This window comes from Phocaeicola sp. (assembly GCF_057861905.1).
Map to the genome: position 1 here is coordinate 1 of NZ_DBMACV010000052.1, position 24,279 is coordinate 24,279.

Annotated in this window: 18 protein-coding genes; 4 read left to right on the forward strand and 14 right to left on the reverse strand. The window is 42.4% G+C overall.

The window, feature by feature from the left end; translation table 11 throughout:
• Positions 1–110: 110 nt before the first annotated feature.
• On the reverse strand, positions 111–1,472 hold the full coding sequence (locus ACZM60_RS10495; protein WP_489521472.1) for a purple acid phosphatase family protein: 1,362 nt from the start codon (positions 1,470–1,472) through the stop codon (positions 111–113).
• A gap of 160 nt (positions 1,473–1,632) precedes the next feature.
• Between ACZM60_RS10495 and ACZM60_RS10500 the strand changes: the two genes are divergently transcribed.
• Positions 1,633–3,597, forward strand: coding sequence for an LTA synthase family protein (locus tag ACZM60_RS10500; RefSeq protein ID WP_489521473.1), 1,965 nt, complete (start codon positions 1,633–1,635; stop codon positions 3,595–3,597).
• Between the two features lie 122 nt (positions 3,598–3,719).
• Here ACZM60_RS10500 and typA read toward each other — a convergent pair whose 3' ends face one another.
• Positions 3,720–5,522 carry a translational GTPase TypA gene (gene typA, locus ACZM60_RS10505; RefSeq protein WP_340318649.1) on the reverse strand — a complete coding sequence of 601 codons (1,803 nt, stop codon included), beginning with the start codon at positions 5,520–5,522 and terminating at the stop codon, positions 3,720–3,722.
• 305 nt (positions 5,523–5,827) lie between these two features.
• Here typA and rpsO point away from each other — a divergent pair, with 305 nt between their 5' ends.
• A complete protein-coding gene (gene rpsO / locus ACZM60_RS10510) occupies positions 5,828–6,097 on the forward strand; it encodes a 30S ribosomal protein S15 (protein ID WP_007560687.1) in 270 nt (89 codons plus the stop codon).
• A gap of 86 nt (positions 6,098–6,183) precedes the next feature.
• Here rpsO and ACZM60_RS10515 read toward each other — a convergent pair whose 3' ends face one another.
• Both ACZM60_RS10515 and ACZM60_RS10520 read right to left on the reverse strand, forming a co-directional pair.
• On the reverse strand, positions 6,184–6,663 hold the full coding sequence (locus ACZM60_RS10515) for an S-ribosylhomocysteine lyase (RefSeq protein ID WP_007566136.1): 480 nt from the start codon (positions 6,661–6,663) through the stop codon (positions 6,184–6,186).
• A 16-nt stretch (positions 6,664–6,679) separates the two neighbouring features.
• Positions 6,680–7,375: a 5'-methylthioadenosine/adenosylhomocysteine nucleosidase gene (locus ACZM60_RS10520; RefSeq protein WP_340318650.1), complete on the reverse strand. Its 696-nt coding sequence runs from the start codon at positions 7,373–7,375 to the stop codon at positions 6,680–6,682.
• A gap of 97 nt (positions 7,376–7,472) precedes the next feature.
• On the opposite strand from ACZM60_RS10520, the gene ACZM60_RS10525 reads away from it, so the two are divergent.
• On the forward strand, positions 7,473–9,968 hold the full coding sequence (locus tag ACZM60_RS10525; protein WP_489521474.1) for a hypothetical protein: 2,496 nt from the start codon (positions 7,473–7,475) through the stop codon (positions 9,966–9,968).
• 172 nt (positions 9,969–10,140) lie between these two features.
• On the opposite strand, the gene ACZM60_RS10530 is transcribed toward ACZM60_RS10525, so the two are convergent.
• The 9 genes from ACZM60_RS10530 to metG form a co-directional block, all read right to left on the reverse strand.
• Positions 10,141–11,676, reverse strand: a complete 1,536-nt coding sequence (locus ACZM60_RS10530) for a M48 family metalloprotease (protein ID WP_418587073.1) — start codon at positions 11,674–11,676, stop codon at positions 10,141–10,143.
• A 72-nt stretch (positions 11,677–11,748) separates the two neighbouring features.
• Complete coding sequence (locus ACZM60_RS10535; RefSeq protein ID WP_021971600.1) at positions 11,749–12,504, reverse strand: glycosyltransferase family 2 protein; 756 nt, start codon at positions 12,502–12,504, stop codon at positions 11,749–11,751.
• Positions 12,497–13,759, reverse strand: a complete 1,263-nt coding sequence (locus ACZM60_RS10540; RefSeq protein WP_021971599.1) for a glycosyltransferase family 4 protein — start codon at positions 13,757–13,759, stop codon at positions 12,497–12,499. The genes ACZM60_RS10535 and ACZM60_RS10540 overlap by 8 nt, the downstream gene beginning before the upstream one ends.
• A gap of 52 nt (positions 13,760–13,811) precedes the next feature.
• Positions 13,812–14,723 carry a glycosyltransferase gene (locus ACZM60_RS10545; protein WP_489521475.1) on the reverse strand — a complete coding sequence of 304 codons (912 nt, stop codon included), beginning with the start codon at positions 14,721–14,723 and terminating at the stop codon, positions 13,812–13,814.
• A gap of 3 nt (positions 14,724–14,726) precedes the next feature.
• Positions 14,727–15,620, reverse strand: a complete 894-nt coding sequence (locus ACZM60_RS10550; RefSeq protein ID WP_489521476.1) for a glycosyltransferase family 2 protein — start codon at positions 15,618–15,620, stop codon at positions 14,727–14,729.
• 22 nt (positions 15,621–15,642) lie between these two features.
• Complete coding sequence (locus ACZM60_RS10555; protein WP_340318656.1) at positions 15,643–16,650, reverse strand: hypothetical protein; 1,008 nt, start codon at positions 16,648–16,650, stop codon at positions 15,643–15,645.
• 7 nt (positions 16,651–16,657) lie between these two features.
• A complete protein-coding gene (locus ACZM60_RS10560; protein WP_489521477.1) occupies positions 16,658–17,590 on the reverse strand; it encodes a glycosyltransferase family 2 protein in 933 nt (310 codons plus the stop codon).
• Positions 17,587–19,038, reverse strand: coding sequence for a lipopolysaccharide biosynthesis protein (locus ACZM60_RS10565; protein ID WP_340318658.1), 1,452 nt, complete (start codon positions 19,036–19,038; stop codon positions 17,587–17,589). Before ACZM60_RS10565 ends, ACZM60_RS10560 begins: the two co-directional genes overlap by 4 nt.
• A gap of 111 nt (positions 19,039–19,149) precedes the next feature.
• The gene (metG, locus tag ACZM60_RS10570; protein ID WP_489521478.1) at positions 19,150–21,192 is read right to left on the reverse strand and encodes a methionine--tRNA ligase; all 2,043 of its coding nucleotides are present in this window, start codon (positions 21,190–21,192) and stop codon (positions 19,150–19,152) included.
• Positions 21,193–21,596: 404 nt separating this feature from the next.
• Here metG and ACZM60_RS10575 point away from each other — a divergent pair, with 404 nt between their 5' ends.
• On the forward strand, positions 21,597–23,594 hold the full coding sequence (locus ACZM60_RS10575) for a beta-N-acetylhexosaminidase (RefSeq protein WP_489521479.1): 1,998 nt from the start codon (positions 21,597–21,599) through the stop codon (positions 23,592–23,594).
• Between the two features lie 229 nt (positions 23,595–23,823).
• Here the strand turns inward: ACZM60_RS10575 and ACZM60_RS10580 are convergent, their stop codons facing one another.
• On the reverse strand, positions 23,824–24,102 hold the full coding sequence (locus ACZM60_RS10580) for a fibronectin type III-like domain-contianing protein (RefSeq protein ID WP_489521480.1): 279 nt from the start codon (positions 24,100–24,102) through the stop codon (positions 23,824–23,826).
• Positions 24,103–24,279: the final 177 nt, after the last annotated feature.

The following is a 24,279-nucleotide window of genomic DNA, read 5'->3' on the forward strand; positions in this document are numbered from 1 at the left end:
AAAGATACAAAATCTTTAGGTAATAACAAAGCCCCAGCTTGTGAAAGTCGGGGCTTTGTGCTAAAAAAGAAGGTGTGCTTTTTGACACACCTTCTTTTTTCATCTTATATTTATTGGATACCTTTCCGCTGTTTGTATTCATCGATTCGCTTCTGGAAGGCTTCTTCTTTTTTTCCGCCGTTGGAATGGAATATCAGTGCTTCGGGAATCTCTTTTCCACGGTCTTCCAGTCGGGATTTTCCGGTTTTATCTTTTATTATATCGACAGCATCGTATAAGTCATTGGTCGTGGCATCGTAGGCGTTCATGGTGAGGGTGTCGCCATGTACACGGATTTGCTGATAGTAACGGCTGCCTGTTCCGAACTTGTCGAACCGCTTGTCGAACTCGATGTAGTAGTTTTTGGGTGAGCAGTGACTGACTGTATAAACCGGTGCTTGGGCTTCTCCATTTTCACCGTGGGCAGTCATACGGGCATAAGCGTGTTCGTGTCCTTGCAGTACGAGATCGACTCCATATTCCTCAACCAGCGGGTTGAACATGGTACGTTGAAACAGGTTGTTCATACTGCCTTTAATGGAGTATAGCGGATGATGAAGTACGACGATCTTCCATCGTGCATTGCTTTTCTTGAGTTGTTCTTCCAACCATTTTTTCTGAGTCCATAGATAGAAGAACTCGCGGTTGCTGTCGAGGCAGAAGATTTGCATGTCGTTGTACTTCAGGGTATATACCTGATTCTTTCCGACCATTGAGTCGAGGTAGTAAGAGAATACCAGTGAGAAACGGCGTTCCAGCTTGCGAATGATGTATTTCAAATATTCATGGTTGCCGGTAACCGTAATGACAGGATAGCGTTGTCCGATGGAATCCAGTCCGCGATATGTTTCTTCCCAACGTTGTTCAGTTGGACGTTCGGTCAGGTCGCCTCCGAAAACAAGAAATTCGGTATCGGGATGGCGGCGCAGAGCTTCGCGAAAGAAATCGTTGGCTTTTCCATGGATGCTGTCTTGTACATCGCCCACATACATAAATGAATAGTCTTTTCGGGTTGATTGATTGTACGTATGGAAACTGTACCATGGCGAAGTCTTGTCTTCATTGCATACCCGATAGGTATAATAACGGTCGGGCTGCAGGGAACGGAGTTTGGCTACATAGTAAGCAGCCATTCCACTGCGCGAACGGAAGGTTTCTCCCTGTGCCTCAATCTGTATAGTATCTTTAGAAAGGGTGTCTACCAGGTCGACGTGTGACGGTACGACTATGGAATCGTATTGCCAGCTGATGTTGCGTGACAATTCGTTCTCGTCACCGAAAGTGAGCAGTACTCGTCCCGGTTCTGATAATGGTGCATAGGGGAGTTCTTCTTCGTTATGGAACCAGGCGCTCCAGCGCGAGTTGATCCAAAGTCCGAGTGCTACAATGACAACCAGTGTAATGCTAAGTCGGATGATAGTTTTCTTTTTCATGTTGTGATAGATTGGTATTCGGTTACAAATATAGAAAATGGTGTTTTAAATATCTTATTTTGCGTCCTGTTTTACAGAAAAGTTATTTTAAAATAAGGTCTTGAAAGGGTTTGGAAAAATATCGTTAACTTTGCCTTTCCTAATCCCAAAAACATTGGCAATGAAAAAAGAATTGTTTTCGAATGTGCTTTCCTTAATATGGAATTTGTTTGTTATTTATGTGTGTTATTCGCTTTGCCGTCTGACTTTCTTGCTCGAGAACTTCCGTCTGTTCAGTGAAAATCTGACGTTAGGGTATGCGCTGAACATGTTCGGGGCAGGCATTATCTTCGATACAACGGCAATTCTGTATAGTAATGCCTTGTTTATTCTGTTGTTTTTGCTACCGTTTCACTGGAAAGAAAATGTCAAGTTTTATAAGGTGGTCCGCTGGGTTTTTACGGTAGTCAACGGTTTTTTCCTGATATCGAATCTGGTGGATTGTGTATATTTCCGTTTTTCCGGACGTCGCACAACAATGAGTGTTTTTCAGGAATTTGGCAATGAAGGTGGAGGAAATTTAGCTTCCATTTTTATGGATGAATTTATTTCGCACTGGTATCTGGTAGTACTGGCAGCGGTATTTTGCTATGCTATCTATAAATTATATCGTGCACCGCGGAATATTCCGGTATATAGTAAATGGCAATATTATCTGTTGCAGACGGTTACCTTACTGATTGCCATACCGTTTACGGTGTTTGGTATGCGTGGAGGTATGACGACTGCTACGCGTCCGATTACTATTAGTAATGCAAATCAGTATGTAGATCGTCCGCTGGATGCGGGTGTGGTACTGAATACACCGTTTTCTATTTTCCGTACACTTGGGAAAAAGGCTTTTATTGTTCCCGACTATATGCCCGACAGTGAAGCGATTGCTGTATATTCTCCGGTGCATGTTCCTGCCGATTCGGTACAGTTCAAGCCGATGAATGTGGTTGTAATTATCTGGGAGAGCTTTACTAAGGAATTTGTAGGCAGCCTGAACCGTGATCTGGATAATGGAAAGTACAAAGGGTATACGCCGTTTATTGATTCATTGTTGACGAAGAGTCTGAGTTTTACATATACATATGCCAACGGGCGAAAGAGTATCGAGGGAATGCCTTCGGTCTTGTCGTCCATACCGAGTTTTGTTGAGCCTTTCTTCCTTACGCCGGCTTCACTGAATGATGTGTCCAGTATAGCAGGTGAACTGACCAAAAATAAAGGATATTATTCGGCTTTCTTCCATGGAGCTATGAACGGTTCGATGGGATTTCAGGCATTTGCCCGTTCGGTAGGGTTTACCGATTACTTTGGGCGTACGGAATACAATGAAGACCCACGCTATCACGGGGATGATGATTTCGACGGTACATGGGCTATCTGGGACGAAGAGTTTCTGCAATACTATTGTGATAAGATGACAGAATTTAAGCAGCCGTTTGTTACTTCCGTATTTACGGCAAGTTCACATCATCCGTTTGCTCTACCGAAACGTTATGAAGGTAAGTTCCCCGGCGGACCGACTCCGCTTCAGCGTTGTATCGGTTACACGGATCATGCCTTGCAGCTCTTTTTTGAGAAAGCTTCCCGTCAGCCTTGGTTCAATAATACCCTGTTTGTGATAACTGCCGATCATACCAGCTTTGGTACATATCCTGAGTATCTGACTGACTTGGGACTGTATAGCGTTCCTATTCTGTTTTATGCTCCCGGGATGCCGGAGCTTCGCGGTATGGAGGACAAGATTGTAGAACAGATAGATATTATGCCTACCGTACTGGGATTGCTGGGTTACGATCGTCCGTATATCAGTTTCGGACAGGATGCGCTCCAGACTCCGGCAGATGAGAAATTCTCAGTAAATAATGTAATGGGTACAAATGTCTATCAGTTTGTAAAGGGAGATTACATGATTCAGTTTGACGGAGAGAAAGTACTGAAGGCTTATCGTTACCGTACCGACCGTCTGTTGAAAGATGATGTGAAGGATACTATGCCTCAGGACACACTTCGGGCAATGGAAACACAACTGAAATCGTTTATCCAGCAGTATATGCAACGTATGAATTCAAATAATCTTGTTTACAGAAAATAAAATTTGCATTTATTGTATTGCCTGCTGGAGGATTAGCGAAAAACTATGATTATCAGAAATACAAAAAATGGCAAGCTTTACGAAGCCTGCCATTTTTTGTATTTATATATATACTGCTGTTATCAGTTCTTGTTGGCACGTTTACGTTCTGTTTCGTCCAGAATGATTTTACGCATACGCATACTCTTCGGAGTTACTTCTACATATTCGTCCTCTTTAATGTATTCCAGAGCTTCTTCCAGTGAGAAGATTACCGGAGGGATGATACGAGCCTTTTCATCAGAACCGGAAGCACGCATATTGGTCAGTTTCTTCGATTTGGTTACATTGATGACCAAGTCGTTTTCGTGAACGTGTTCTCCCACTACCTGACCGGCATATACTTCTTCTTGTGGATAGATAAAGAATTTTCCACGATCTTGCAACTTGTCGATAGCATATGCAAATGCAGTTCCGCTCTCCATGGCAATCATAGAACCATTGGTACGGCGAGGAATATCACCTTTGTATGGCTGGTATTCTTTAAAGCGGTGAGCCATGATGGCTTCTCCCTGCGAAGCTGTCAGTACGTTTGTACGCAGACCGATGATACCACGTGAAGGCATATCGAATTCAATATTTACACGGTCACCCTGAGTTTCCATAGAAACCATTTCACCTTTACGGCGGGTTACCATATCAATCATCTTGCTGGCAAATTCTTCGGGTACGCTGATAGTCAGCTCTTCAATCGGCTCGCATTTTACGCCGTCTATTTCCTTGAAGATAACCTGAGGCTGTCCTACCTGAAGCTCGTAACCTTCACGACGCATGGTTTCGATCAGTACAGACAAGTGCAGCACACCACGTCCGGAAACAATCCATTTACCATCTTCATTTTCCGTCTTGCGTACGCGCAATGCCAGGTTCTTGTCGAGCTCTTTCATCAGACGGTCGTGAATATGACGTGAAGTAACGTACTTACCTTCCTTACCGAAGAACGGAGAATCATTGATGGTGAACAACATGCTCATGGTCGGTTCGTCGATAGCGATAGGAGGCAGTGGTTCCGGATTTTCGAAGTCACAGATTGTATCGCCGATTTCGAAGCCTTCTACACCTACGATGGCACAGATATCGCCCGAAGATACAGACTGAACTTTTTTACGGCCCAAGCCTTCGAATGTATGCACTTCTTTGATTTTTGATTTAACCATGGTTCCGTCGCGTTTGGCAAGTGTTATATTCATGCCTTCGCTGAGTGTTCCACGATGTACACGACCTACGGCGATACGACCTGTATATGAAGAATAATCGAGTGATGTAATCAGCATCTGCGGGGTTCCTTCCAACTGTTGAGGAGCCGGTATGTATTTTATGATGGCATCCAGTAGCGGGGTAATGGTTCCGGTAGGAGTTTTCCAGTCTTCGCCCATCCAGTTGTTCTTTGCTGAACCGTAAAGAACCGGGAAATCGAGCTGGTCTTCGGTAGCGTTGAGGCTGAACATCAAGTCGAATACCATTTCGTAAACCTCTTCCGGACGGCAGTTAGGCTTATCTACTTTATTGACAACCACGATAGGCTTCAATCCAATTTGCAAAGCTTTTTGCAGTACGAAGCGTGTCTGCGGCATCGGGCCTTCGAACGCATCGACCAACAGGATACATCCGTCTGCCATGTTCAAGACACGTTCTACTTCTCCACCGAAGTCGGCGTGTCCCGGAGTATCAATAATATTGATCTTTGTACCATTGTAGTTGATGGAAACGTTCTTTGAAAGGATAGTTATACCTCTTTCACGTTCCAGATCATTGTTATCCAGCACCAATTCGCCATTGGTTTGGTCATTGCGGAATAAGTGTCCCGCCAGCATCATCTTGTCCACCAATGTAGTTTTTCCGTGGTCTACGTGGGCAATAATGGCAATGTTTCTGATATCTTGCATACTATACCTAATAGAAATATTATTTGGAGTGCAAAGTTACGATTTTTCTTTGATATTTGTAGTGAAAATCTTGATTTTGGGTGAATAAAGTTGGCGGATTGCGATATAGCCGGGCTCTACAGGTGGGTGTTGAAAACGTGATACTTGAAATCCTTGTCGATGAATTTCGTGTGCAGATGACAGGCGCAGGAATATATTTCGGGGCGATTATCAATATTTTTTCGCTTAACTCATTGTTATATGGAAGATTATCTTTACCTTTGCACCGCAAAATCAAAATTTATATATTTTAAACAGTCAAAATTATGTATTTAGACGCAGCTAAAAAACAAGAAATCTTTGGAAAGTACGGAAAGTCTAACACTGATACTGGCTCACCTGAAGCACAGATTGCATTGTTTTCATACCGTATTTCTCACCTGACTGAGCACATGAAGCTCAACAGAAAAGATTATAGCACTGAAAGAGCTCTGACAACACTGGTAGGTAAGCGTCGTTCTTTGCTGAATTACCTGAAGAGCCGCGATATCGAAAGATACCGTGCCATTGTTAAGGAACTCGGTCTGCGTAAGTAATCCGTTACTTGCTGCAACGAAAAACAAATCGAGCCGCCTCCTCAAGGAAGAGCGGCTCGATTTGTTTTTATAGGATTCGTTTTGGTTTATTCCGGATATTGAAGTTGTGCTTCTGTAATGTTTTCCAGTACTTCGTGCAGATATTTTGCAGCTTCCCAGCGTGCCATCGGAAGATTCATCATCAGATAGTTGCCACAGTCCTTTGCGCTGGCTCCGGGTACATCTCCCTCATAACCGGCAATGAAGCGGAAAGTTTCTTGCATCAGCGGGAGGATATCTTTCGATTCGAGATCACCTTTTACTACCAGATAATTGCCGGTAAGACATCCCATCGGGCCCCAGTAGATGATTTTGTCAGCCCACACAGGATGATTGCGCAGGAAGGTAGCAGCCAAGTGCTCCATGGTATGGATAGCCGACGGGCTAAGACACGGTTCGCGGTTCGGCTCTTTCATGCGGATATCGAAGGTTGTTACGATTTCGTTTCCTACAGTATCTTTGCGTGATACATAAATACCACGTAACAGGCGGATGTGATCGACGGTAAAACTTGGTATTTTTTTCATAATTCTCTTGGTTTTATTATAATTTGTTTGGCAAAGCCTTTAAGAATGTTTCAGTAACGTGGAAGGAACGGTCGGCCATTTCTCCCCAGAAATTCTGGTATTGTTCGAAGTGCTTGTCTGCTCCCGGAGTATCACTGATAATGCGGAAACTGATGAAAGGAACTTTATACAGGTAGCAAACCTGAGCTATGGCTGCCGATTCCATGTCGACGGCAAGACCTTCGGGGAAGTTACCCTTAATGGCTTCCAGTTCGCTGCGGTCGGTTATGAACTTGTCACCGCTGCAAATCAGTCCGCCGTGGATAGCTGTTTCCGTATCGAGCGACATAGCACAGTTGTAAAGCGTTTCGTTGCCGTTAAAGAAAGTAGGGAGTCCCTGAATTTGTCCGTATGCATTTCCTTCGCCACACCATACGTCGTGATATACAATCTGACGGCTTACTACTACATCCATTACTTTCAGGCAAGTATCTATTCCTCCTGCCACTCCTGTACTGATAATGCAGTCGGGCTCAAAATTGCGGATCAGTTCTACGGCTCCGGCTGCTGCATTCACTTTGCCTATGCCGCATTGCATCAGTATGATGGTATTGTTTCTGATGGTTCCTTCGATATAATTAAAAGGACCTTTGGTACATTCGGTTTTTTCTCTCAGTTGGTTAGCCAGTTGCTTCTGCTCTGAAGACATGGCGGTTATGATTCCTATTTTCATATTATTTTTATGATTTTCGGTGACAAAGTTACTATTTTTCATGGACTATTGTGTTATCTTTGCTGTCTGAAAACATTAATTAATAAACTATTTCTGTATGAATCAATTAAAGAAACTTATCCCTGATATTGTGGCGATTGTGCTCTTTGCTATTATATCGGTCGCTTATTTCTTTCCGGCTATTACAGAAGGACGTATTCTGGCACAGCACGATGCTGTAGCTGGCATCGGAGCGGGAAGAGAACATCAGGAATATTACGAAAAGCATGGTAAAGCTACCCGATGGACAAACTCGCTGTTCAGTGGTATGCCGACTTATCAGCTGGCTCCGGGATACGAATCGAGCCGTACGCTGAATTTTGTTCAGGAAATCTACCGGTTGTTCCTCCCTACTTATGCCGGATACATCTTTATCATGCTGCTGGGCTTCTACATCTTGCTGCGCGCATTCGACTTTAAAGTCTGGTTGTCTGCTCTGGGAGCGATTATCTGGGCCTTTTCTTCTTACTTCTTTATCATCATTGCTGCCGGACATATCTGGAAGTTTGTGACACTTGCTTACATACCGCCTACCATAGCTGGTATGGTCTTGATATACCGCGGTAAATATTTGTGGGGCGGTTTGCTGACTGCTTTGTTTGTTGCTCTGCAAATTGTGTCAAACCACATGCAGATGACGTATTATTTTCTCTTTGTCATGTTGTTCATCGCCATAGCATACGGGGTTTCGGCATGGAAGGAAAAACGGTTCCCGCAATTCCTGAAATCGACCGGAGTACTGGTTATTGCCGGAATTTTGGGAATATGTGTCAACCTGTCGAACATCTACCATACGTATCAGTATAGTAAGGAGAGTATGCGTGGAAAGAGTGAACTGGTAAAAGAGCACTCTGCCAACCAGACGGGAAGCGGACTGGAACGTGACTATATTACGCAATGGAGTTACGGTATTGGTGAAACGTTCTCGCTGCTTGTTCCTAACGTGAAAGGTGGTGCGTCTGTTCCTCTATCTCAAAATGAAACGGCAATGAAGAAAGCCGACCCGACTTACATGGGACTGTACAGTCAGATAGGTCAGTACTGGGGTGAACAGCCGGGTACATCGGGACCTGTATATGTGGGAGCTTTCGTGATGTTCCTGTTCATTTTGGGATGCTTCATTGTAAAAGGTCCTATGAAATGGGCTTTGCTGGGCGGTACGCTGTTCTCTATTTTACTGTCGTGGGGAAAGAACTTTATGGGACTGACCGATTTCTTTATCGATTATATTCCGATGTACAATAAGTTCCGTGCGGTATCGTCTATTCTTGTCATTGCCGAGTTTACAATTCCGTTGCTGGCAGTCATGGCATTGAAGGAAGTGATTGAACGCCCTTCTTTGTTAAAGGAAAAAGCAAAAGCTTTCTATATCAGTCTGGGACTGACAGGCGGACTGTCGTTATTGTTTGCCGTTGCTCCGCGAGTGTTCTTCCCAACCTATGTTTCGAGCATGGAAATGAGTGCTTTGCAGAACGCCATTCCGGCAGAACAACTTGCTCCTATACTGATGAATCTGGAGGAGATGCGCGTAGCGATCTTTACATCGGATGCCTGGAGAAGCTTCTTTATCATCATCATCGGTGTAGCCTTGCTGTGGGCATATTGCGCCGGAAAGCTGAAAGCAGGTTTTCTGGTAGCGGCTTTGGCTGTATTGTGTCTGGTAGATATGTGGAGTGTCAACAAGCGTTATTTGTACGATGGGCAGTTCGTGGCAAAAGGTACCGAGATGCAGCCTTTCTTGCAACCTTCGGAAACGGATAAGAAGATTTTGGAAGATAAGACACTCGACTATCGTGTGCTGAATCTGGCAAGCAATACTTTCAATGAAAACGAGACTTCGTACTGGCACAAGAGCATCGGAGGTTATCATGCTGCCAAATTGCGCCGTTATCAGGAAATGATAGAAGAGCATATACAAGGCGAAATGGGTAATCTGTTTAAGGAGCTTCCTGCTGTAGGTGGCGATATGACTCAGGTCGATCCTTCTCATTTCTCTGTATTGAATATGCTGAACACCCGTTACTTTATCTTCCCGCTTCAGGGAGGTTCTACCGTTCCTATTTATAATCCGTATGCATTGGGCAATGCTTGGTTTGTAGATAAGGTACAGTATGTGAATAATGCCAATGAAGAGATAGAGGCTATTCACCATATCGATCCGGCAAAGGTAGCTGTCGTGGACAAGCGTTTTGCTGAAGAAGTGAAAGATTCGGGTGCTGGAAAAGATAGTCTGAGTACCGTCGTGCTAAAGAGTTACGAGCCTAACGAACTGATTTATGAGGTTAACTCGCAGAAGGGTGGAGTAGTTGTATTCTCTGAAATCTATTATCCGGGATGGGAGTCGTATATAGATGGCAAAGAAACTGTTCACGGACGTGCCGACTACATTCTCCGTGCGATGGATGTTCCGGCTGGAAAGCATACGGTACGCTTTGTCTTCGACCCGAAATCGCTGCATATTACCGAAGCCATTGCTTTTGTTGCACTGGGTATACTGGCAGTGGTAGCCATTGTGGCCATCGTATTGCAACTGCGTAAACGTAAAGAAGCATAAAGGAAATTTGGATACATCCTTTTCAATCTATCGAAAGAATTTGTACAAAAGTTTTTTTCTTTTGTACAAAAAATAAAAAAATGTCAGGACATTTTCGATGAGATGTCCTGACATTTTTTTATGTATAATGGTATCTTCTGTTTTTCTCTGAAGTAATTCTTTTATGAATCAGTTACAGGATATACAGTTGCTTCATCAGTGTAGTAGCCCAATGATATTCTTTTGCCAGCCATTGTTCGTCCATTTCACTGTGAGGGGCCTGCTGGATATCATTCAATAACTTAATGTACTGGTTGACTTCGGTTACGGCATCCTTCTGCTTGTTGTCGCGGAGCAGTAAAAGAATTTTCTGTTTCGAGATATTCACATTGGGAAATTCACTCATCGATTCTGCTTTTTCCAGCAGTTTTTGGCTCTCCTGATTACTTTCCGTGGTATTGCTCTGCTTCATGATACATTTTGCCATTACCACATAATCGTCGGCACAAGCCATTTTGTTATCGATGTTCTTTTGAGCCAGTTTCATGGCCTGCATATAATCTCTGTTGTACTCCATCATGGATGCAGAAAAGCTCACCAGTCCACTGGTACGTTTCAGATAAATAGGGTCTTTGCTTGTTTCCTTCAGCGGATAGTCTTTCTGCAATTTCTCCAATCTGTCTTCCAGACTGCTGTATATACCGTATTTTTCCAGTACACTTTTATCTTTTATCTCTTCGTAATACTGGAGAATTTTGTTCTGAGCTGAAACCAGTGCAGTCGGATCTTTTTTCATGAACTGCATGAACTGAATAGCGGTATTGTCCGCATCTTTTTCCTGTTGTTTGGAGTAATCCAGTCCCATCCGGTTATAAATATCATGGTTTACCAGTACCTGAACAATGTCGTTGGTTGTAAAGATAGCTCCCGGAATATAATTTTCGTATCTGTTGTCGAGTGCAGCTTCTATGGCTGTGGTAGCAACATCGGCCACAGCTCCCCAGAATGCAGCCCGGTTGGCACGGCTTATGTTTTTATTGACGGTTATCACAGCGTGGTCGAGTACATAATGTGCAGTTTCTCTGGCAAGCATACTGAATAATTCATCTTCCGTGTCAAGCAGCGTAAGCAGTCCGCTTGAAACCAGCATACAGTTGTTGCTCAACATCACGATGTCAGGATTCGGAGATTTCAGGATACGTACATAAGGCATTCCATATCGGTCGGCGATGAATTCTTTGGGAATCATGCTCAGCATAAGGCAGTGTACATAGTCTTCCATGACAGCATCCTCGTAAATCATATTAGCTTTTTCCAGTTCGTCGAGGTACGTATTGGCTTCATTCTCCATTTCTTTTCTCATGGTTTCCTGAAGCCCTTTACTTTCGTAATAGGGTACCAGTCCGGAGTTGATTTGTGCGGCCAGCCAGAAAGTCGTCGGATCGGTAGGCGTAAACTCCAGTCTGTCCATGTTGTTCAGTGCTACGCCTTGCTGTTGACCGTTGACTATCAGGACTGCTTGCCGGTAGTTGGGATCTGTTGGTTGATATTGTGTCAATTTTACGAAGCGCTGGAGTGTGAACGGAGTGCCTGCCTTTATGTTTCCGATATCATCTTTTACAATACCTTCTATGTGGATTGACGGGCTGAGGCTCGTAATATGTTTCTGGGCGATAATTCCTGTGCATGCAGTACACAAGAAGAACAAAGTGAGTGCGAATTGTTTCATTGTCCTGTTAATTTATGGTTTCTGCCGCGCAATGTACCATCTTTTATCACTTCATCCAACAAAATAGCGTTATTATTTGTGAAGCAGGAGGCGTAATGCAAACCATAAGTGTCGCAGGATGGTTGAAAAATATCCGTAATGCTTGCACATGATACGGAAACGTTCTTTCAGCGAAGCCTTGTGGTTGCGGGTTGTCATCCCTTCGTTCAGGTAATCTATCAGGGTGAGATGCGTATTATGAAGCGTCTTGCTTTGCTTCATGATACGGATGCACCAGTCGAAATCGGCAGAAAAGCGATAGCGCAGGTCGTAGTTTACCAGTCTGTCGCGGCGGGCAAAGAAAGCCTGATGGCAAACCAGCATTCCTTCACGAAAACTTTTCCAGGTCAGTTGTTCGGGAGCAGCAAGGCGTCGCATCCGCAGGAAATGTCCTTCTTCATCAACGATGGCGGTTTCTCCATACATTACGTCCGGCAATTCGTTGACGCCAGCCAATGAATGTACCATCAGTTGCAGAGTATCATCCTCGTGAAGTTCGTCGCCGGCGTTCAGAAAGCAGACATAATCTCCCGTTGCCAGTGCCATTCCCTTGTTCATGGCATCATATAATCCTTTGTCGGGTTCGCTTACAACGGTGTGGATATGCTCCTTGTAGCGGTTGACTATTTCCATCGTCTTGTCGGTCGACTTACCGTCTACGATGATATATTCTACGTTTCTGTAAGTCTGGGTAATAACACTCTGAATGGTATCTTCCAGAACGTTTTCGGCATTATAAGTTACAGTAATAATAGAAAACTTCGGATGCAGATGTGTAATGTTATGCATTTTCCCCTGTAATGTGATTATAAATCTTAATATATTTCATGGCAACATTCTGCTCGGAATAGGTTTCTACTGCTTTTCGGCGGGCTTCTTCGCTGAGGCTGGCGTAATCTCCTTCGTTCAGCGACCAGCATATACCGTTGGCAAGATCTTCCGACGATTTATATTGTGCTACGTAGCCATTGTGCAGATGATCGATCATCTGCGGAATACCGCCTATGTTGAAGCCTACACACGGTACCCCGCATGACATTGCTTCTACAATGGTATTTGGCAGATTCTCCTGTAACGATGGAGTAACAAACAAATCGACTGCATTATAAATGTTTACCAAATCTTTTTCATTGCCTACATAATTCAGGCAATAGATGGGGAAGGGGAAGAGATCGGCATATTGCTGCGATTCTTTTCCTACTACCACGACTCCCAGCGAATTGCAGAAATCCGGATGGTTTTTCTGAATCAGTTTGCATGCTTCTACCAGGTAATCTATACCCTTTTTAGGGTCGGTTATCTTCATGGAACTGAACAGAAGCAGTTTCTTGTCGGTAGGGAGGTTCAGGCTATTGCGTACCTGTGTCTTGTTCAACGGGCGGAAAAGGTTGGTGTTGATGGGATTGGGAATATTGGTTACGGTATGTCCCAGTGCCAGTACACTATGCTTGGCCAGTCCTTCGAGCCATTGACTGCATGCAACGAAAGTGATGTTTGCCTTTTTATATAGTTTCTGTTTCTTTAGGAAAACCCGATACGACAGGTCGTGCTTGTAGCCTTTGTACAGCAACGGACAGGTGTGGCATTGTGTCTGATACTTGGTACAGTCCTGTGCATGATGGCAAATACCGGTGATGGGCCACATATCGTGCATGGTCCATACAACAGGTTTTCCTGAATCGATGATTTTCTGTATATCTTTCAGGGAGAGCATTCCTTGATTGATCCAGTGCAGATGTATTACGTCAGCTTGCTGAAATTCCGGCAGGGAAGTAATGTCTGTTCCCGTATTGGCAATGTCGACGGCAAAGAGATTGTGCTTCTTGAAGTGGTTGGCCTTCCAGATTACTACACGTTCCCATACGAATTGCCAGATGTGTCTCCACGACTTTTTCAATGGTACCACAGTAACCTGATCGGTTTGTTTGTCGCGTACCAGCATCTTGGCTTTTATACCTTGCCCTTTCAACGCTTCCATTAAGCGGTTTGCCGCTATTGCCGCCCCTCCGATTCGCTCGGAAGTATTGATGATTAATACTCTCATTGCTTCCTGAATTTTGTGCAAAGGTAATTTATTTTCTTTTTGCTTGTCTGCATCAAGCGCCAAAATCTCCCTTCAGAGTACGTTTGATGCGGCGAATTGCTTTTGCCCAGAAACAATTGGTCCGGTGATAGTATTTTTCGAATACTCTTCGTGCTGCCTTGTTCTCTTCTATGGGAGAAATAAGTTTGACGGGAAGAGGTTGTTGCCACAGGGTAGAGTCGTACAGGCCACCTCCGCCGCAGTTGGTTCCGCTTCCATCGAATCCGGTGTTCTGAATCAACGATTTTCCCACGTTCAACGATAAGATGTCGGCAAGGAACAGGCTGGCATTCCAGCGGATGGCCCATGAGTTGTTTTGTCCTGCAATTTGCCGGCGTAACATTCGGGTAAAAGGATAGTTACCGTTGAAGTCGAAATATCGTGTGAGCTTGCGCTTTTCCAGTTGGGCAAGCAGTTTCTTTCCATCGGGGTTGAAGTATTTCCATGCACGGTCCCAGGTTCCCCATCCCCAGCTTCCCGTCCATTTAATCAGGAAGGTATCGGGCAGTGAAGTGTCTTTGGTAAAATCGCATGCCTGAATGTGCCCTATTCGCTGTTCGTTCTTGTAGGTTTCCAGTGCATCGTTCATGAACTTCAGGAAATAAGGAGCAACTATCAGGTCGTCTTCCAATACAATGACTCTTCCAAACTTATTGACCTGCGTTGTTACGCCGTCGATGATGTTACGGGCGAGTCCCCAGTTGGACTCACGTTCGATGATGGTAATACTCTTAAATCCGCTGATACGATGTATGTATCGGCGTACTTCCTGTACGGCAGCATTATTGTCGGGAGTTTTACTTTGATCGGCGTAAATAAACAGCGGACTTTCGGCTGCTTCCTGATTACGAAGCAGTGAAGAAACAACCTGACGGGTATGTTCCGGCCGGTTGTAGACGAATAACAGAATGGGTGCGTATGTCATGGCTTAAAGATAATTGGCGTAATTTTGTTTGGTTTGCTTACGGACTTGTATCACCGCCTTACTTTGTACAAGTAAGGTGGCAACTATAGAGATATATCCCTTGGCATATTTGAGGTTGCCTTTCGAGAGAGATAGAATCAGTTTTTTGATTCCTGCCAAGATGCCATAGGCAAATGCTTGCGTGAAACGATAATTGATATTGGCATATTCGGAAAGCAGGTAGACACGCTCTGCCCGGCAGAATCCTTCGAAAGATACTTTACGGAATTCGCGGTCGTGACAGCCATATACCGTCGGTAAATAACCTATCTTATATTGGTGGAAATGCAGGCGGTTGACATAGTCTTTGTCTTCTCCGTAATGATAAAATAGAGGAGAAAAGCCTCCTACCTTGTGCAAGATACTGACTGGAATAAACCAGAAAGCTGCATTGATGAACGGACACGCTATTGGCTCCTGACTGGTAGTCAGGTCCTTCGTACTTGCAAGTTGGGCGTAGGATGCAAATCCCTTATCCAATTCACTTTCACTTCCGTTTAAATGTACCGGAGAAAGTATGCCAAACTCAGGATGCCGCATGGATTGTTCTGCAAGTGCAGCCAGTGTATCATTTCCTATCCAGGCATCCTGATTCAGCAGGAATACAGCATCATAACCTTCTTTCAGGGCAATCTGCATTCCGATATTATTGGCTCTGCCAAATCCCAAATTTGCTTTGTTTGCAATCATTCGAACCCGAGGATATTCTTTTTTGATGATTTCTACGGTCCGGTCTTTCGAACAGTTGTCTATCACGATGATATCCGTAGGATGGGATGAGGCTTGCAGGCTATTCAGGCATCGGCTTATCCATTTTTCGAAATTATATGAAACAATGATAGTCAAGATTTTCATCATACAAGTTGTTTGTCGTAAGTAGTTATTTCAACTTCATCCACAGGGTGGTTAGACGGTCTTTCAATCTCTTGTGCAGACTGATGTGGGGAATGCCCGTATATCTTTCTGCCTTTTTCCAGAAATTGGTTTCGTCGGTTATCTCTCCTTCATTTTTTTCGATTAACTTGTATAAATAAAATAATCCACGTTTCTTTTCATACGGCAAGTGCCATACCGGATAGTTTTCATCGCCCGGCTGTACATTGTTGAAATGAGGAGTAGTCCACATGCGCTTCACATACCGGTTGGCTGTTGTATTACGTATTTGTAAATGTTCGGCAAGCAGACTCAGTAAATGCGCTTCTTCATTTAACTTGAACGGATGCTGCTTTCCATACTCCAGGTTGAAAGCCCACAGTTCCGGAAATGCAGTATTGATTTTACTGATTACATCTTTTCGCAAGGCTACAAATTCGCCCCCGTAGTAAGTCATTGAACCTTTTACCTCTTTTCCATAACAGGCCCGGTACACTTCTTCCATTTGAGGAAGCGTAATTCCGTTGATGGAATATTGTCTGTCGGTAATGAATTCATAAAGAGCACTACCGTCTTTACGGACGGCCCCGAACAAGGTATTGAGAGAGGTATGGCACAGACAGTCGGCATCGCTGATTAGCAAAGTTTCATTTTCTTGCATGCGAGTGTCCATGTACCGTAAAATATCGTACAGGTAAAACTGGTTCTGCCATGCCGGATACCAGTCTTTGGGAGGTTTGCAAGTATAAGGCAATGTGATAACTTCCACCTCCAGTTTATCGAACAACCGAGTAAGATAATCGGGCAGATTTTCTTTTTTCAAATTAGTGAAAAAGATGAATTTTGCTTCCGGATTATAATGTTTGAATGTCACGAAGAAAGGTACTTGTATCTGCATGTAAATAGAATGTACAAGCGAAGAGTTACCTTTCTGTCCCAGTTGAGGATAGAAACTGGCTTCCTCCTTCGATTCTTTATAGAACCAGGTTGTTATGTAATTGACGGGTGTATGCATAAATTAGTTACTTACCTTTTAACTTCTTATTTAGTTCGTATAGATCCGTTTTTGTAATCCCTGCTAAGAATGTAATTATAAACGATGTATAAAGTTTTTTATAGAAAGGGAAAATACAGAAAGCTTTAAAAAATTCTCTGAATCCGATTTTATATTTTCTATTTATTAAAGCTCCTGACATTCGCCTTTTATGCCAAGAAGATAGAAAAAGCCGGCTTCCTTTTTTATAAGAAATTTGTCTATATAACTCGTGAAACATTGCATCCAAAGGATCATGGTCTTTGATTGTTCGGATACTTTTATTTTCAGAGTTTGTTAGATAATATAAAGATGTTGGTTCTTTAGAATAAGCAAAGTCGCAGACTGCATGTAAACGAGCAAGTGTAATAATATCTTCTCCTGAAGGTATTCCTGAAGGGAATCCTCCAATTTTTTGTATAATTTCTTTCCGTACAGCATAGGCGCTTGTTTGCATCGGAAAGTCTGTACCAGATGCTAATTCATAATAATTGTCGAGTACTCCCTCAGTCCCGGTAAAAGGGAATTTATTAGGTAGAACAGGGAGAGTCGGGTTTTCATTCTCTCTTTTAAAAAAATATGATGTTCCAAAGACTCCGCATTCCGGATAGCATTCTGCTAACTGATGGATTACTTCCAGATGATTAGGAAGCCATTCATCATCTGCATCCAAAAACGCAATGATATTTCCTTTAGCAGCTTTAATACCTGTATTACGAGCAATGGATACTCCACTGTTCTTTTGATTTATTAATCTAATAAATGGATGTTGCCATTGCATTACCATTTGAGGACCATTGTCGGTAGAACCGTCATTTACTACCACAATTTCAAAATCTTGATAAGTTTGATTCAGAACAGAATTGATGCTGCGTTGAATAAACTTAGCTCCATTGTATAATGGTATAATAACACTAATCATTGTTCTGTAATTTTATGCTTAACCAAATAATTGAATATCTCTTTTTGTATTTGTAATCCTATTATTTGCATGATTCCTAAATAAAGAATTGCAGCGGTAATGATTTTTGTTAATAATACAAATATTGGCATTTTTATAGGAAGGGTAATGAGATAACTTAATAGTATACTTAAAGTTGCAGTACTAACAAAGGGAGCAATATCTTTTATTGCGTTCAACACACTTAGACCAATTTCTTTTTTTATAAAATATAGCCATATAAATAACCAGATAATATTAAGGCTACTATATATGGCAATCATCATATGAATTCCCCATTTATGTACTATTAGTATAGCTACGATTTGTATTATACTTATGCCAATGGTGTTCCACATATAAATATTGGATTTACCTTTACTGATAATAAGATTTGAGCAAAGTGTTGTTATGGGGAGAAAAGCTCCCCAAATACATAGGATTTGCAGAATAGGTACACACGGCATCCATTTATCTTGTATGGTTAAATAAATGAATTCTGGAGCAATAAGGGCTAATCCAAACATTGCAGGAAATGATAGATAAGCAGTGAATCGCAACATTTTTCGAAAGGCATTTTGCTGACGATCTTGGCTTTCTGATAATTGTGATAAAACTGGTTGAGCTACACTACTTATCATTCCTCCAATAAATGATGATCCCATTATGTTCCATTTATTAGCTTGTGTATAGAGACCTACTTCTTTGGGAGTAAATAGTCGTCCTATAATGGCAGAAAATATATTGTTATTAATTTGTAAGAATATGTTGGTTAATAACATTTTGCTACTAAATCCAAACATTTCTTTTAATGGGGCAAAATTGAATTGGAAAGTGGGACGCCATGGAGAAAAATACCAAAAACTTAGATTGATGATTGCAATATAAATGAGACTTTGGATAGCTATACCCCAATATGACATACCATTTAATGCCATAATGATACCTATTGTACCTGATAGAAGTAATGCTGGTAATTGTGATATGGCTTTTTGTTTTACCATTAAATTTTTGAATAAGTAAGCATTATGGGCGGTCGCAGTACTGGAAATGAGAAAGCCTAAAAAAGTTAATCGAGCTAATGGTACCAAATCAGGCTGTCGATAATAATCAGCTATTAAAGGGGCGGAAAAGAATAAAATTGTATAAAGGCTTAAGCCCATTAAGGTACTGAACCAAAATACAGCATTATAATCTTTGTGTGAGATATTTTTTTTGTTGGCTAGAGCAACTGTAAATCCGCTTTCTTGTAACGTGCCTGCAATGGCTGTAAAAATAGTAAGCATACCCACCATACCGTAGTCGGCAGGAGTAAGTAGGCGAGCAAGAAATATACCGAAAATTAAATTTAGCAATTGTTGTATTCCGTTACTTACGCCTCCCCACAAAAGTCCTTTTGCGGTTTTTTCTTTTAGTGATTGTTCGGGCATGTCACAAAATCTTTTTAATAAGTAGATGGGTGTGAGTGGTAATGAAAGCGAAGAACCTCAAAAATAGAAATTTGAGATTCTCCGCTTCAGCTATTATAGGGAGAAGGAAGATTATTTCACTTCACTTCCTGGTTTTACTTCTTTCAGTACAGAGGTTACGGCGAGTGAACCGTCGAAATTTTCGGCAGACAGAATCATACCTTCACTTACCAGTCCGTTCTTGAACTGACGTGGAGCAAGGTTGGCGATGAACAATACTTGTTTGCCCACCAGTTCTTCCGGACGATAATGCTGTGCAATGCCGCTTACGATTGTACGGTTTTCCAGTCCGTCTGCAATCTTGAATTTCAGCAATTTCTTCATCTTAGGAACTGCTTCACATTCCAATACCGTTCCTACGCGGATATCGAGCTTCTCGAAATCTTCGAATGCGACAGTCGGTTTGATAGGATTAGCCTTGTAATTGGCTGCTTCATTTGCCTTTTTAGTGGCAAGCAACTTGTCTACCTGTGCCTGAATAGCGTCGTCTTCAATCTTTTCGAACAGCAATTTCGGCTTGTTCAGCTGATGTCCGGCAGCCAGTAAGTCGGTACGTCCCAGTTGTTCCCAGTCGAAGCTTTCCATATTCAGCATGTGACGTAACTTCTCACTACTGAACGGCAAGAACGGTTCGAAAGCAATAGCAAGGTTAGCAACCAGTTGCAGAGCAATATTCAAAATTGTTGCTACGCGATTCATGTCTGTTTTGGCAAGCTTCCAAGGTTCTGTATCGGCCAAATATTTGTTTCCGATACGTGCCAGGTTCATCGCTTCCTTCTGTGCATCACGGAACTTGAAGACATTCAGCAGTTTTTCAACTTCAGCTTTTACGTCAGCAAATTCTTTCAATGTTTCACGGTCGTAATCATTCAGCTCGCCGCAAACAGGAACTTTACCTTCAAAGTATTTGTTTGTCAAAACCATGGCACGGTTTACGAAGTTTCCATAAACAGCAACCAATTCATTGTTGTTACGAGCCTGAAAGTCTTTCCATGTAAAGTCGTTATCTTTTGTTTCAGGAGCATTGGCAGTCAATACATAACGCAATACATCTTGTTTGCCTGGGAAATCTTGCAGGTATTCGTGCAACCATACAGCCCAGTTGCGTGATGTTGAAATCTTGTCGCCTTCCAGGTTCAGGAACTCATTTGCAGGAACATTGTCCGGCAAGATGTAACTTCCTTCTGCTTTCAGCATAGCAGGAAATACAATGCAGTGGAATACGATGTTGTCTTTTCCGATGAAATGGATCAGGCGTGTTTCAGGGTCTTTCCACCATTTTTCCCATGAGTCGGGCAATAATTCTTTCGTATTCGAAATGTAGCCGATAGGGGCATCAAACCACACATACAATACTTTCCCTTCAGCCCCTTCTACAGGAACAGGAATACCCCAGTCAAGGTCACGGCTTACGGCACGAGGTTGCAATCCCATGTCCAGCCAGCTCTTGCACTGTCCGTATACATTAGGACGCCATTCTTTGTGGTCTTCCAGAATCCATTTACGTAACCATCCTTCGTGTTTGTCGAGTGGAAGATACCAATGCTTAGTTTCCTTCATGACAGGTTGGCTTCCGCTGATAGCACTCTTCGGATTGATCAGTTCGGTAGGAGAAAGTGTACTTCCGCATTTCTCGCACTGGTCACCGTAAGCACCTTGTGCGTGGCAGCGAGGACATTCACCGGTGATATAACGATCGGCAAGGAATGTATGGGCTTCTTCATCGTAATACTGCATAGAAGTTTTTTCGATAAATTCTCCTTTGTCGTACAATTTACGGAAGAAAGCAGAAGCTGTATCATGGTGAACTTGTGAAGAAGTACGTCCGTAAACATCGAATGAGATACCGAATTCCTTAAATGAATCACGGATCAGCGTATGATAGCGGTCTACAATATCCTGTGGAGTAACTCCCTCTTTTTTTGCACGGATAGTGATAGGTACTCCATGTTCGTCAGAACCGCCTATGAAGAGCACATCTTCTTTTTTCAGGCGCAGATAGCGCACGTAAATATCGGCCGGTACGTAAACACCTGCCAAATGACCGATATGGACCGGACCGTTGGCATAAGGCAGAGCCGATGTCACGGTCGTCCGCTTGAATTTTTTTTCCATATACGTATATAGTTTATTTTAAGTTGCAACCTTATGATGCGCAAAGATAAGGATTATTTGGGAATTATCATGGATAGAAGGAGGTTAAGCGAATATTCTCTTCCCTTTTTATCCGAATTGTATTTTCATTGCAGGAAAGATAGAAATTTTCTTAAAGAGTTTGGAATGGCTTGGAACATATGATATTGATTGTTGTTTAAATAGCTTAGCAGATTGTTGCTGATTGAATTTGTTGCGACCTTTTTGTAGATTTCTTTATTATCGTACAAATTCTTTATAATAATGACTTGCCATACGATAAATCTATGTAATTTTAACTGTTGGAATAATTGCGGAAATTTTTTCGTGTTTCTTAGTTTTATGAATTGATTTTCAATGATTTGTTAAATATTAAATCTGATACAATGAAACATTTGATTTTAGTGGGTATGGTGTGGCTATGTAGCTTGGTTTCGGTTGTAGCTCAAAGTGTTCCACAAGTAATTCCTGCGTTGCAGCAATGGCAACCGGCCAAAGGTAAACTGGTTTTGCCGGAATCGGGCAAAGTGATTGTGTCCTCGGATGAGGAAGGTATATTGAAGCAGAGTGCTGAAATATTAGTGCAAGATTTGAAAGAAATGTTTGGCTGGAATTACCGTGTGGTTGTTGGTAAAAAGGAGAAGGGAGCTGTTTATTTGACATTAAGTAAACCGGACAAGACCTTGGGTGACGAAGGATATTGGATGGATATTCGTAATGGGGTAACCATAGAGGCACCTACTTCCAAAGGAGTATTTTGGGGTACACGAACCTTATTACAGATGATTCATAATCAGCCGGAAGGGTTAATGAAGGGACTCGCCACGGATTTCCCGTTGTATCAGAATCGTGGATTTATGATTGATGTAGCTCGTAAGTTCTTTACGATGGATTACTTACGTGATTATGTAAAGATTCTTTCATTTTATAAATTGAACGAATTGCAGGTTCATTTGAATGACAATGGATTTGTAGAATTTTTCGGAAATGACTGGAACAAAACGTATGCGGCTTTCCGCCTGGAAAGTGAACGTTATCCAGGGCTGACGGCCAAGGATGGTTCCTATACAAAGGCTGAATTTCGGGATTTTCAGAAGATGGCGGCTACTTATGGGGTCAATGTGATCCCAGAGATTGATGTGCCGGCTCATTCTTTAGCTTTTACACATTATAATCCTCGACTGGCAGCTGATAATAAGGCGTACGGTATGGATCATCTGGATTTGTATAAAAAGGAAGTCTACGATTTTGTAGATTCTCTCTTCGATGAATATTTGTCGGGTGAAGATCCGGTATTTGTAGGACCGGAAGTACATATCGGTACAGATGAGTATAATGTGAAAGAGTCTGAACTGTTTCGTCGTTTCACGAATCATTGCATGGATTTGGTAGCTAAATATGGTAAGACGACACGTTTATGGGGAAGCTTGAAAATAATGAAAGGAGAAACGCCTGTCGACTTGAAAGGAAAGGTCGTGAGTGCCTGGAATTATAACTGGATGGATGTGAATACGTGTCTGGAAGCAGGGGCCAAAGTGGTGAATCTTTGTGACTGGCTTTTGTATCTGGTGCCGGCCGTAAATTATTATCATGATTTTTTGGATTATCAATGGTTATACGAATCCTGGATGCCTGAAATGATGAAGAAGGACGATCCAAAGGTTGAAAAGCGTAATCCAAATTTCTTGGGAGCTATGTTAGCCGTTTGGAATGACCGGGTAGGTAATGGAATCAGTCAACAGGATGTGCACGTCCGTACTTTTCCGGCATTGCAGGTAGTGTGTGAAAAGATGTGGAAAGGTGAAAATGTACAGCATGTATCGTATGCTCAGTTTGAAGCACTTTGTCAGTCAACTCCCGAGGCTCCGGGTGTGAATTTGCTGGCGAAGGTTCCTCGGCGTATGGCATTAACGGATACAGATAAAGAGATAACGCTTTCGGGTACGGATGTAGTGAATACTTCTGTCGATGAGATCGGTTATCCTTATGCCGTAGAATTTGAAATTTGTCCGGATTCCATTCCCAATATTGATGCTGTCTTGTTTAAGGGGCCTCATTCAGAATTTGTGACCAACTGGCAAAATACAGGTAAGTTTGCTTTCCGTCGTGACGGGTATGAATTTGTATTTCATGCCTATCGTTTGCCTGAAAGTAAATGGACAAAAGTACGCGTGGAAGGTGATGCAAAAGGGACTTCCTTGTTTATAGACGGACAACTTCAGGAGAGATTGGAAGGACGTATAGGCGAAGTGTTTAATGCGAAAAGTCAGAAAAAAGACCGCATCTGGTACCAGGAAACGTTAATATTCCCATTGAAGCAGTTAGGAGATACCCAAATGGGATTTAAGGGAAAGATGAAAAATGTAGTATGTATTCCGCGTTAGTATGCTTCTGTGACTTAAAAAAAACGGCTATCTGAAATCTTCACAGACTTCGGATAGCCGTCACATTCAATCGTGAATTAGCCTTTTCCCAATCCCCATTCCATAGCCGCAAAGGTAAGTTGTTGTTTTACTTTGTAGCGGCATTATATTCAGATGTGAGAGAAGCAAGCAAATGACTGTCAAAATTCCCTTTGTGGAGAAATGTCTTTATCACATTCTTCATAGAGGGTTATTTCTTCAGTATATTGATTGGTGCCTGCAAATGCAGTATATCGTGTGTTTTATCTACTCCACCGGCAACCTCTACGTCTTGCGTTGCTTTAATGTCACGGGAAGAAGATCCTATTGAAAACTTATAAGTACCTGAATCGGTTACCCATGCAGAAGTACTTTCATTGTAAGAAGCCAGATCGAATGTCTTGACAGTCATTGTAACAGATGTCGTTTCGCCTGGTTTCAATTCTTTAGTTTTGGCAAAAGCCTTCAATTCTTTTTCCGGTTTGTTCAAGTCATCTCCTTGAGGAGCAGAAACATAAAGTTCTACTACTTCTTTTCCTGGTAATTTGCCTGTATTCTTGACATCGACTACGTGAGTTCGGGATAAGAAAGTATCTTTAAAAGTTGGTAATCACCGAATTATTTTGTATATTTAAGTCTGACAAACAATTAATTACAAATTAACAAC

Coding starts and splice junctions, on each gene's coding strand:
- ACZM60_RS10515 (WP_007566136.1), bottom strand. CDS start 6,663: ATGAAAAAAATACCAAGTTTTACCGTCGATCACATCCGCCTGTTACGT.
- ACZM60_RS10540 (WP_021971599.1), bottom strand. CDS start 13,759: ATGAGAGTATTAATCATCAATACTTCCGAGCGAATCGGAGGGGCGGCA.
- rpsO (WP_007560687.1), top strand. CDS start 5,828: ATGTATTTAGACGCAGCTAAAAAACAAGAAATCTTTGGAAAGTACGGA.
- ACZM60_RS10500 (WP_489521473.1), top strand. CDS start 1,633: ATGAAAAAAGAATTGTTTTCGAATGTGCTTTCCTTAATATGGAATTTG.
- ACZM60_RS10565 (WP_340318658.1), bottom strand. CDS start 19,038: ATGCCCGAACAATCACTAAAAGAAAAAACCGCAAAAGGACTTTTGTGG.
- ACZM60_RS10530 (WP_418587073.1), bottom strand. CDS start 11,676: ATGAAACAATTCGCACTCACTTTGTTCTTCTTGTGTACTGCATGCACA.
- ACZM60_RS10525 (WP_489521474.1), top strand. CDS start 7,473: ATGAATCAATTAAAGAAACTTATCCCTGATATTGTGGCGATTGTGCTC.
- ACZM60_RS10535 (WP_021971600.1), bottom strand. CDS start 12,504: ATGCATAACATTACACATCTGCATCCGAAGTTTTCTATTATTACTGTA.
- ACZM60_RS10520 (WP_340318650.1), bottom strand. CDS start 7,375: ATGAAAATAGGAATCATAACCGCCATGTCTTCAGAGCAGAAGCAACTG.
- typA (WP_340318649.1), bottom strand. CDS start 5,522: ATGCAAGATATCAGAAACATTGCCATTATTGCCCACGTAGACCACGGA.
- ACZM60_RS10545 (WP_489521475.1), bottom strand. CDS start 14,723: ATGACATACGCACCCATTCTGTTATTCGTCTACAACCGGCCGGAACAT.
- metG (WP_489521478.1), bottom strand. CDS start 21,192: ATGGAAAAAAAATTCAAGCGGACGACCGTGACATCGGCTCTGCCTTAT.
- ACZM60_RS10575 (WP_489521479.1), top strand. CDS start 21,597: ATGAAACATTTGATTTTAGTGGGTATGGTGTGGCTATGTAGCTTGGTT.
- ACZM60_RS10550 (WP_489521476.1), bottom strand. CDS start 15,620: ATGATGAAAATCTTGACTATCATTGTTTCATATAATTTCGAAAAATGG.
- ACZM60_RS10495 (WP_489521472.1), bottom strand. CDS start 1,472: ATGAAAAAGAAAACTATCATCCGACTTAGCATTACACTGGTTGTCATT.
- ACZM60_RS10560 (WP_489521477.1), bottom strand. CDS start 17,590: ATGATTAGTGTTATTATACCATTATACAATGGAGCTAAGTTTATTCAA.
- ACZM60_RS10555 (WP_340318656.1), bottom strand. CDS start 16,650: ATGCATACACCCGTCAATTACATAACAACCTGGTTCTATAAAGAATCG.